The sequence below is a fragment of the Streptomyces sp. WAC06614 genome (assembly GCF_003949795.1).
In the GTDB taxonomy this organism is placed as follows: domain Bacteria; phylum Actinomycetota; class Actinomycetes; order Streptomycetales; family Streptomycetaceae; genus Streptomyces.
Window position 1 is genome coordinate 1 of sequence record NZ_RPRY01000285.1, and the last position, 8,687, is coordinate 8,687.

General features: G+C 71.8%; 5 protein-coding genes. 3 read left to right on the forward strand and 2 right to left on the reverse strand.

Annotation, left to right across the window (positions count from 1 at the left end; genetic code table 11):
• Positions 1-458: 458 nt before the first annotated feature.
• Positions 459-1,301, reverse strand: coding sequence for an oxidoreductase (locus EF918_RS27925; protein ID WP_125651701.1), 843 nt, complete (start codon positions 1,299-1,301; stop codon positions 459-461).
• Between the two features lie 102 nt (positions 1,302-1,403).
• On the opposite strand from EF918_RS27925, the gene EF918_RS27930 reads away from it, so the two are divergent.
• Positions 1,404-2,456: an ATP-binding protein gene (locus EF918_RS27930; protein ID WP_125651702.1), complete on the forward strand. Its 1,053-nt coding sequence runs from the start codon at positions 1,404-1,406 to the stop codon at positions 2,454-2,456.
• Here EF918_RS27930 and EF918_RS27935 read toward each other — a convergent pair.
• Positions 2,413-3,723, reverse strand: coding sequence for a hypothetical protein (locus EF918_RS27935; RefSeq protein WP_125651703.1), 1,311 nt, complete (start codon positions 3,721-3,723; stop codon positions 2,413-2,415). The two genes, EF918_RS27930 and EF918_RS27935, sit on opposite strands and share 44 nt — an antisense overlap.
• A gap of 238 nt (positions 3,724-3,961) precedes the next feature.
• Here EF918_RS27935 and EF918_RS27940 point away from each other — a divergent pair, with 238 nt between their 5' ends.
• Entirely contained in the window at positions 3,962-6,304 is a 2,343-nt protein-coding gene (locus EF918_RS27940; RefSeq protein ID WP_125651704.1) for a bifunctional SulP family inorganic anion transporter/carbonic anhydrase, read from the forward strand.
• 221 nt (positions 6,305-6,525) lie between these two features.
• Entirely contained in the window at positions 6,526-8,481 is a 1,956-nt protein-coding gene (gene acs, locus EF918_RS27945) for an acetate--CoA ligase (RefSeq protein ID WP_125651705.1), read from the forward strand.
• The last annotated feature ends 206 nt before the right edge of the window (positions 8,482-8,687 follow it).

The following is an 8,687-nucleotide window of genomic DNA, read 5'->3' on the forward strand; positions in this document are numbered from 1 at the left end:
GGTCGGGGCGAATCGGGCGGCCCTGGTCGTCGCAAGGCACAGGGTCGGCCGCCCCGCGGCCGGACCGCTGACCTGCGACGACCAAGGCCGCCCGATTCGCCCCGACCCGTCCCGGAAAGTAAAGAAGTGCGGCAAGGGGTTCCGCTTCCTTGGCGAGCGGAGTACAAAGGAGTCACGGCCCGCGAGACCAAGGACATCCGAGAGGATCATCTTTAAACGCAGCAAGGCCCACGGACCGAAGCATGAACGCCGAGCACCCACGCGACGTCGACCCGTCGATTACGGGCCAGCCGCACCAGGGAGACGGGCAAAGTTCCCGACCTGATGGGCACTATCGAGGACGCTTGGTAACTGGGCGTGAATGCCAGCGGCGACACCATGAGCAGTGCGGTGTCGCCGCAACCCATGTCCGGGCCTTGAGCCCCTGACCCCTCTGCGAGCCCCGGACCCCCTCGGCCTCAGGCCGCGCCGCGCTGGAGCGCCTCGCAGACCGCCGTCGACTCGCGGACGCCGAACTCGACCGCCCGCCCGCAGTGCGTGATCCAGGCCGCCATCCCCGCCGGGGTCCCGGAGACGTAGCCGTCCAGCGCCGCCAGGTACGCCGCCCGCCCCTGCTCCGCGTGCCCGACCTCGGCCGGGCAGATCGCCTTCGGGTCCAGACCGCTGTTGATCAGCACGATCCGCTCCGCGGCCCGCGCCACGACCCCGTTGTACGAGCCGAACGGGCGCAGCGCCAGCAGCTCGCCGTGCACCACCGCGGCGGTGACCAGCGCGGGAGCCGCACTGCCCGCGACGATCAGCCGCGAGAGCCCGTCCAGCCGCCCGGCCACCTCGTCGGCGCCCGGCAGCGGCAGCTCTACCAGCGGCTCCACCACCGGCTCGCCCGCGAGCCGCGGCCGGCCCACGCGCGCGTCCGACCCGCCACCGCCGGCCGCGACCAGGTGCAGCCGGGCCAGGACCCGCAGCGGCGACTGCCGCCAGATGCTCAGGAGCTGCCCGGCCTCGGCGGTCAGCCGCAGCGCGGCGCCCACCGTACGGGCCTCGTCGTCCGCGCCGAAGTCGGTCCGCCGGCGGACCTCCTCCAGCGCCCAGTCGGCGCCGGACAGCGCCGCGCTCCCGCGCGCCCCGCGCAGGGCGGCCTCGGAAGTGATCTCGGCGCTGCGGCGGCGCATCACCCGGTGGCCGTAGACGCGGTCGACGGCCTTGCGGACGGATTCCACGGCCTCGGCCACGCCCGGGAGCGCGGCCAGCGCGGCGAGCGGATCGGACGGACCGGCGGGCGTGGTCGCTGACGTACTCATAGGTCAGGAGCGTACGCACCTTGCCCTCCCGCCCCACGTTCGAGTGGTCTTCTTCACTCGCCTTGACCACCCACCGCGCACGGGGCACTACGCTTCGTGAACATGAAGATCGCTTTCGTAGGGAAGGGCGGCAGCGGAAAGACCACGCTGTCCTCGCTGTTCATCCGCCATCTCGCGGCCGGGCACGCGCCGGTGGTCGCCGTCGACGCCGACATCAACCAGCACCTGGGGGCGGCTCTCGGGCTGACCGAGGAGGCGGCCGCCCGCCTGCCCGCCCTGGGCGCGCACCTCCCGCTGATCAAGGAGTATCTGCGCGGCACCAACCCGCGGATCGGCTCCGCCGAGGCGATGATCAAGACCACTCCGCCCGGCGCCGGCTCCCGGCTGCTGCGGGTGACCGAGGACAACCCGGTCTACGAGGCCTGCGCCGTGCCGGTCGTCCTCGACGGGGCGGTGGTACGGCTGATGGCGACGGGCCCGTTCACCGAGGCGGACCTGGGGGTGGCCTGCTACCACTCCAAGGTCGGCGCGGTCGAACTGTGCCTGAACCACCTGGTCGACGGCCCCGGCGAGTACGTCGTCGTCGACATGACGGCGGGCTCGGACTCCTTCGCCTCCGGCCTGTTCACCCGCTTCGACATGACCTTCCTGGTGGCCGAGCCGACCCGCAAGGGCGTCTCCGTCTACCGCCAGTACAAGGAGTACGCGCGGGACTTCGGGGTGGCGCTGAAGGTGGTCGGCAACAAGGTGCACGGCCCGGAGGACGTGGACTTCCTGCGCTCAGAGGTCGGCGAGGACCTGCTGGTGACGGTCGGCCAGTCGGACTGGGTCCGGGCGATGGAGAAGGGCCGGCCCGCCCCCTTCGACCGGCTGGAGCCGGCGGACCGGCGGGCCCTGGAGGTGCTCCACGAGGCGGCCGACGGCTCGTACGCCGCCCGCGACCCGCTGCGGTACACCGCGCAGATGGTGCACTTCCACCTGCGCAACGCCGAGAGCTGGGGCAACGCCAAGACCGGGGTCGACCTGGCGGCGCAGGTCGACCCCGGCTTCGTCCTCGGCGGGCCGTCCGGTCAGGGCCCCGGCCCCGACCCCCGCCCCGCCTCCGGGGGGCTCACTCCTCGTCCGGACTCCCGCCCTGCTCCTCAGCCTGCGTGAGCGCACCGGGCGCCGGGGGCGCGGGCAGCGGGGCGGTCGGGCCCTTGGCCAGGAACGTCGGCCAGCCCTCCTTCGGCGCCTGGCCGACGTCGAGGGTGCGCAGCCGCTCCAGGACCTTGGGGTCCTGGGCGTCGAGCCAGTCGACCAGCTCGCGGAACGGCACGCAGCGGACCTCCTTCTGCGTGCAGACTCCCTTGATCACCTCTTCGACGGCGCGCATGTAGGTGCCGCCGTTCCACGACTCGAAGTGGTTGCCGATGATCAGCGGGGCGCGATTGCCCCGGTAGGCGCGGTCGAAGGCCTGGAACAGCCCGTCGCGCATCTGGTCGCCCCAGTAGGCGTGCTGGGAGGGATCGCCCTGGGACGTGGTCCCGGACTGGTTGACCATGTAGTTGTAGTCCATGCTCAGCGTGTCGAAGGCGCGGCCGGGCATGGGGACGAGCTGGAGCGGGACGTCCCACAGGCCGTCCGTCTTCTTGGGCCACTTCTGCTTGCTGATGCCGCTGGAGTCGTAGCGGAAGCCCATGTCCTTGGCGGCCAGCATGAAGTTCTTCTGGCCCTCCAGGCACGGCGTACGGGCGCCGATCAGCTCCTTGTCGTAGTCGAACGGGAGCGCCTTGTCCTGCTTCAGGCCGGAGTTGGTCTTCCAGTTCTTCACGAAGCTCTTGGCCTGGTTGATCTCGCTGCGCCACTCCTCCACCGACCAGGTGCCGACGCCGCCGTCGGGGCCGCAGAAGTGGCCGTTGAAGTGGGTGCCGATCTCGTTGCCCTCCAGCCAGGCCCCGCGCAACTGCTCCGCGGTGTCCTTGATGCCCTGGAGGTCGCCGAAGCCGATGTCGGAGCGTCCCGGGTCGTGCTGGGGGGCGGTATAGAGGGAACGTTTCTCCTCGGGCAGCAGATAGACCCCGCTGAGGAAGTACGTCATCCGCGCGTTGTTCTTCTTGCCCACCTCGCGGAAGTGGGAGAAGAGCTTCTGGCTGTCCTCGCCCGCGCCGTCCCAGGAGAACACGACGAACTGGGGCGGCTTCTCACCGGGCTTGAGGCGCTCGGCCCGGACGACGTTCGGCTGCGGGCCGGTGTACGACGTCGAACCGTCGCCGATCATCCGGAGCACGCTGCCGGGCGCCTCGGGGGCGGCGGCGCCCTTGTGGGGGCCGGAGGCGGGCCGCCGGCCGGACTCCGAGCCGCTGCATCCGGCGACGCCGAGCACCAGCGCGGTGGCGACCAGGCCACCGGCGATCTTCTTGGTGGTGTTCGTGGCGGCCATCTCCGCCCACCTCTTCCTCGCCCGTAGGTGTGTGTGCGCTGCTTCGAGCGGAAACGTCCCATGGGGCGGGGCCCAGGAAGGTATGACAAGCCGTACAAAATGCCTAATCACTCGGGCGAGTTAACTTTTAGACCATTTGCCCCTTGTGTCGCGCGCCCTCCTTTACTCTCCATTACCTTTCATTTACCGAGTGTTGAGAAATCCCGCCGCTTCGTCCCCGCAGCAGAGGAGACGGGACATGACCCCACGCACGCACGGCTTCGGCGCGGACCTCTCCGCGTCCATCGCCGTCTTCCTGATCGCGCTGCCGCTCTCGCTCGGCATCGCCCTGGCCACCGGCGCGCCCCTGCAGGCGGGCCTGGTCGCCGCGGCGGCCGGCGGGATCGTCGCCGCCCGGTTCGGCGGTGCACCGCTCCAGGTGAGCGGCCCCGCCGCCGGACTCACCGTGGTCACCGCCGAGTTGATCCAGCGCTTCGGCTGGCGCACCACCTGCGCCGTCACCGTGCTGGCCGGCGTCTGCCAGCTCGGCCTGGCCCTGCTGCGCACGGCCCGGTCCGCGCTCATGGTCAGCCCCGCCATCGTGCACGGCATGCTCGGCGGCATCGGCGTGACGATCGCTCTCGCCCAGCTCCACATCGTCCTCGGCGGTACCCCGCAGAGCTCCGCCGTCGCCAATGTGCTCGGCCTGCCGCAGCAGTTGGCGAGTCCGCACCCGGCGGCCCTCGCCGTCAGCGCCCTCACGCTCGTGGTCCTGCTCGGCTGGCCGCGGCTGCCCGGGCGGGCCGGCCGCGTCCTGCGCAAGGTGCCGGCCGCGCTCGCCGCGGTCGCCACGGCCACCGCCTTCGCGGTGCTGGCCGGGTTCCGGGTGCCACGGGTCGACCTGCCGTCCTGGCGCAGCCACGCGCTGCCGGAGCTGCCCGAGGGGCCGGTGCTCGGGATCCTCGCGGCCGTGCTGACGATCACCCTGGTCGGCAGCGTGGAGTCCCTGCTGTCGGCGGTCGCCACCGACAAGCTGATCGCCTCCGAGCGGGAGGCGGCCGACCGGCCGCCGCGCGCCGACCTCGACCGCGAGCTGCGCGGACAGGGCGCCGCCAACATCGTCTCCGGCGCGCTCGGCGGACTGCCCATCACGGGCGTGGCCGTCCGCAGCGTGGCCAACGTCAAGTCCGGTGCGGTCAGCCGGAGGTCGTCGATCCTGCACGGCTGCTGGGTGGTGCTCGCCGCCGCCCTGCTCGTCCCGGTGCTGGACCTGATCCCGCTGGCGGCCCTGGCCGCGCTGGTGATGGCCGTGGGCGTGCAGATGGTCAGCATCACGCACGTGCGCACGGTGACCCGGCACCGCGAGATTCCGGTCTACCTGGCCACGATCACCGGCGTGGTGCTCGGCGGGGTGCTGGAGGGCGTCGCCTGCGGCATCGCGATGGCCGTGGCCGTCGCCCTGCACCGGCTGGCCCGCACCCGCATCACCCTGGCCTCGGCCGACGGGGTGCACCGCGTACGGGCCCGCGGGCAGCTGACCTTCCTGGCGGTGCCGCGGCTGAGCCGGGTGCTGGGCCAGGTGCCGCACGAGGGGCACGCGGTGGTCGAGATGGACGGCTCGTTCATGGACCACGCCGCGTACGAGACCCTGAAGGACTGGCACGACGCGCATCTGGCGCACGGCGGTTCCCTGGAGATCATCAGCCCCTCCGGGTCCCCGTTCGCCGTCGGCGGCGCCGTACCGGACGGGCGGGCCGGCCTCGGGGAAGGGGACGGGGACAGGAGCCGGGACGCCCGCGGCGACGGACGTGCCGACGGACGCGGCCACCAGTGCTGCCGCCCCTGGACCCCGTGGGCCAACCACTGCGCGCACCAGTCGGTGCCGCTCGGCCTGCCGCGCCGCGGCGCCGGTCAACTGGCCAGCGGTATCCGGGCGTTCCAGCGGGACACCGCGCCGCACGTGCGCGAGGAGCTGGCCCGGCTGGCGCGCGAGGGGCAGCGCCCGTCGCAGCTGTTTCTGACCTGCGCCGACTCCCGGCTGGTCACGAGCATGATCACCGCGAGCGGCCCGGGCGACCTGTTCACCGTCCGCAACGTCGGCAACCTGGTGCCGCTGCCCGGCGCCGAGTCGGGCGACGACTCCGTCGCCGCCGCCATCGAGTACGCCGTGGACGTGCTCCAGGTCGACAGCATCACGGTCTGCGGGCACTCCGGCTGCGGGGCGATGCAGGCCCTGCTGAACACGGCCTCCGACGTCTCCCGCTCCTCGCGCTCCTCCGCCGTCCCCGACACCCCGCTGCGCCGCTGGCTGCGGCACGGCGAGCCGAGCCTGGCGCGGATGGCCAGCCGGCACCACGCCTGGGCCCGGATCGCGGGCCGGCTCCCGACCGACGCCGTGGAACAGCTGTGCCTGACCAACGTGGTGCAGCAGCTGGAGCACCTGCGGGCGCACGAGTCGGTGGCCCGCCGGCTCGCCGCGGGCACGCTGGAGCTGCACGGCATGTACTTCCACGTCGGCGAGGCGCAGGCGTACCTGCTGAGCGGCGGCGAGGACCACTTCGACTGCCGGGTCTTCGACACGGTCTCGCCCGCCCTGCGGTAGCGGCGCGGGACTGCCATGACCCTGCTCTGAACCCGACACGCCGTGCAAGCGTGCACGTATACGGGGCCCCTTCCCGCACACTGCGTCCGGGCAGGGGCTCCTGCACGTCAGGGACCTCTAGAGGTCTACACCAATTTCCGGACAGGGCCTTGCCACCAGGCCCTCCGGCTGATGAGCTATGCCCGGGGACACAACGGACACCCTGGGAAAGGGAGATGTCGGTGAGCAACGAGAGCCTGGCGAACCTGCTCAAGGAGGAGCGGCGGTTCGCTCCGCCCGCCGAGCTGGCCGCGGCGGCGAACGTCACGGCGCAGGCCTACGAACAGGCGGATGCCGACAGGCTGGGCTTCTGGGCCACGCAGGCCCGGCGGCTGAGCTGGGCCACCGAGCCCACCGAGACGCTCGACTGGAGCAACCCGCCCTTCGCGAAGTGGTTCGCCGACGGCAAGCTGAACGTCGCCTACAACTGCGTCGACCGGCACGTCGAGGCCGGCCACGGCGACCGCGTCGCCCTCCACTTCGAGGGCGAGCCCGGCGACAGCCGCGCGATCACCTACGGCGAGCTCAAGGACGAGGTCTCCCGGGCGGCCAACGCCCTGACCGAGCTGGGCGTCCAGGCCGGCGACCGGGTCGCCGTCTACCTGCCGATGATCCCCGAGGCGGTCGTGGCGATGCTCGCCTGCGCCCGGATCGGTGCCACCCACTCGGTGGTCTTCGGCGGCTTCTCCGCCGAGGCGGTCGCCTCCCGCATCCAGGACGCCGACGCCAAGCTGGTCATCACCGCCGACGGCGGCTACCGCCGCGGCAAGCCGTCCGCGCTCAAGCCCGCCATCGACGAGGCCGTGGCCAAGTGCCCGCAGGTCAAGAACGTGCTGGTGGTGCGGCGCACCGGCCAGGAGACCTCGTTCGCCCCGGGCCGCGACGTGTGGTGGCACGAGCTGGTGGGCCGCCAGTCCACCGAGCACACGCCCCAGGCCTTCGACGCCGAGCACCCGCTGTTCATCCTGTACACCTCGGGCACCACGGGTAAGCCGAAGGGCATCCTGCACACCTCCGGCGGCTACCTCACCCAGGCGGCGTACACCCACCACGCGGTCTTCGACCTGAAGCCCGAGAGCGACGTCTACTGGTGCACCGCCGACATCGGCTGGGTCACCGGGCACTCCTACATCGTCTACGGGCCGCTGGCCAACGGCGCGACCCAGGTCATGTACGAGGGCACCCCGGACACGCCGCACCAGGGCCGGTTCTGGGAGGTCGTCCAGAAGTACGGCGTCACGATCCTCTACACCGCGCCGACGGCGATCCGGACGTTCATGAAGTGGGGCGACGACATCCCCGCCAAGTTCGACCTGTCGTCCCTGCGCGTGCTCGGCTCGGTCGGCGAGCCGATCAACCCCGAGGCGTGGATCTGGTACCGCAAGCACATCGGCGGCGACCGCTGTCCGATCGTGGACACCTGGTGGCAGACCGAGACCGGCGCGATGATGATCTCCCCGCTGCCGGGCGTCACCGAGACCAAGCCGGGCTCCGCGCAGCGCCCGCTGCCCGGCATCTGCGCCACCGTCGTGGACGACGAGGCCCGTGAGGTGCCCGACGGCGGCGGTGGCTACCTGGTGCTCACCGAGCCGTGGCCGTCGATGCTGCGCACCATCTGGGGCGACGACCAGCGTTTCATCGACACCTACTGGTCCCGTTTCGAGGGCAAGTACTTCGCCGGCGACGGCGCCAAGAAGGACGACGACGGCGACATCTGGCTGCTCGGCCGGGTCGACGACGTGATGCTGGTGTCGGGCCACAACATCTCGACCACCGAGGTGGAGTCCGCCCTGGTCTCCCACCCGGCGGTCGCCGAGGCGGCCGTCGTGGGCGCCTCGGACGAGACCACCGGCCAGGCCATCGTGGCGTTCGTCATCCTGCGCGGAACGGCCCACGAGGACGACGACCTCGTCGCCGAGCTGCGCAACCACGTGGGCGCCACCCTGGGACCGATCGCCAAGCCCAAGCGGATCCTGCCGGTCGCGGAGCTGCCCAAGACCCGCTCCGGCAAGATCATGCGGCGTCTGCTGCGCGACGTCGCGGAGAACCGTGAGCTGGGCGACGTCACCACCCTGACGGACTCCTCGGTCATGGACCTCATCCAGACCAAGCTGCCGGCGGCCTCCAGCGAGGACTGAGCACGGGCGCCGAAAGGGGCATCCGGCGCGAGCGCGCCGGATGCCCCTTTCGCCTCTAAAGTGAAGATCGCCGGATACGCCCTTGCGTACGCCCTGTAAAGTATGAAAAGCGTAAAGAAAACCACAGGGTGCGCCGGGAAGTCTGGTCGGCACGAGCTTCGTCATGCCGTCCAACCCGCCCCGGAGGTGCCCCCCATGGCCACGAC